Source organism: Thermogutta sp. (assembly GCF_039793925.1).
In the GTDB taxonomy this organism is placed as follows: Bacteria; Planctomycetota; Planctomycetia; order Pirellulales; family Thermoguttaceae; genus Thermogutta.
In genome coordinates this window covers 1-1,710 of the sequence record NZ_JBAMME010000033.1, presented here as the reverse complement: position 1 = coordinate 1,710, position 1,710 = coordinate 1, and the positions used below count along the sequence as shown (strand labels likewise).

The following is a 1,710-nucleotide window of genomic DNA, read 5'->3' as shown; positions in this document are numbered from 1 at the left end:
CATACTGGGTGGTGACACGGGCACGAAGGTTCGGAGTCGAAGAGGTCCGGAGGCCCCCCCGATGCGGCGTTCCGTGCCCCTTGACATGGGCCGTGGCTCCCGCCTACACTCTAAGCAACATCGACGGAGGGCGATGCATGGCCAGGGTCGAGACGGGCGCAGCGATGTCGTATCCGATGTCCGGGTGCAGCGGGCCTGGCCCCGTGCTCGCTGTCCGTGAGGGCGGCCCGGCAGGGCCATTCAAACCCCGGCTCCTCGACCGGGTGCGCCAGGCCATCCGCGCTCGCCATGACAGCCACCGCACCGAGCAGGCGTACATCCACTGGATCAAGCGGTTCATCGTCTTCCACAAGGTGCGTCACCCGGCGGAGATGGGCGAGCCGGAGATCAGCGCATATCTGACCCCTCTGGCCTTGAAGGAACAGGTCAGAGCCTCGACACAGAATCAAGCTCTTGCTGCCTTGCTCTTCCTCTACCGCCATGTCTTGGGGTGCGAGGTCGGTGACCTCGGCCAAGTGATTCGCGCCCGCAGATCGAAGCGGTTGCCTGTGGTCCTGAATCGCGACGAGGTCAAGGCGGTTCTGAGTCACCTCCAGGGCGACAAGTGGTTGATGGCCTCACTGATGTACGGCGCGGGGCTGCGGCTGATGGAATGCCTGCGGCTGCGCGTTGAGGACATTGACTTTGCCGGAAATGAGATCACGGTTCGGGACGGCAAGGGCCAAAAAGACCGCGTGACGATGCTACCCCAATCGCTCAAAGCAGCCCTCCAGGACCATCTGCGAAAACTCAAAGCCATTCATGAAAAGGATTTGCGTGACGGGTGGGGGCGCGTCCAGATGCCCGATGCCCTCGACCGCAAATATCCCAACGCCCCGGCTGAGTGGTGCTGGCAGTGGGTGTTTCCGCAGGAGCACCGCTGGATAAATCCTAAGACCGGAGAGCAGGGAAGGCATCATGTCCATGAATCCATCGTGCAGAAGGCGGTGACTCAAGCGGTCAGGGCCGCCGGACTGACGAAGCGAGCGACCTGCCACACCTTCCGCCGTTCCTTTGCTACGCATCTCTTGGCTGATGGGTATGACATCCGCACGGTGCAGGAGTTGTTGGGGCATAAGGACGTGAAAACAACGATGATGTACACCCACGTTTTGAACCGCGGCGGCAAAAGTGTGCGCAGCCCGGTCGATGCTTTGCAGTCAGGAAAGCCGGGGTGTTATACGGAAACCATGTAACACCCCGAAGCCATTTGAGGGAGGAGCTGAGATTATTGGCAACAGAGAACTGACCAAGCAACGCACACGGATGTCTTATGCCGAGAGAAAGCGGCATCGGGGTGTTATGTGGAGACCAGATAATCAATAGTTAGCGAACAAGAAGGAGGAAACACATGGGTCTATTAGCAAGCGACAAGAAGCCAGCTCAGATCTCACTCAAGGACGCGTACTGCAAGATTCGGAAATGGTACCAAGCGAACGTCGATATGGTTAGGAGCCGAAATGATGACTATGGAAACCGGTCTGCCGCACTGATAGAAGCACTACCTCCAGTCGATATGCTTTCTGATCTAGAAATACGGGCAATACTGGGGGAAGTAATCTACGGGAACCTGGAATGGGCGTATCACAAAGATGATGGTGCATACAAAATGGCCGCATATGCACATGGGGCATTGGAGGCGGCTGGGCAATCCTGGTCCTTATCTGATGA

At 58.1% G+C, this 1,710-nt stretch carries 2 protein-coding genes; both read left to right on the top strand.

The window, feature by feature from the left end; genetic code table 11:
* Positions 1-137 precede the first annotated feature (137 nt).
* On the top strand, positions 138-1,235 hold the full coding sequence (locus ABJK56_RS01280; RefSeq protein ID WP_347242856.1) for an integron integrase: 1,098 nt from the start codon (positions 138-140) through the stop codon (positions 1,233-1,235).
* Positions 1,236-1,390: 155 nt separating this feature from the next.
* A partial coding sequence (locus ABJK56_RS01275; RefSeq protein ID WP_347242855.1) for a hypothetical protein occupies positions 1,391-1,710 on the top strand: 320 nt, incomplete at its 3' end.

Coding starts and splice junctions, on each gene's coding strand:
- ABJK56_RS01280 (WP_347242856.1), top strand. CDS start 138: ATGGCCAGGGTCGAGACGGGCGCAGCGATGTCGTATCCGATGTCCGGG.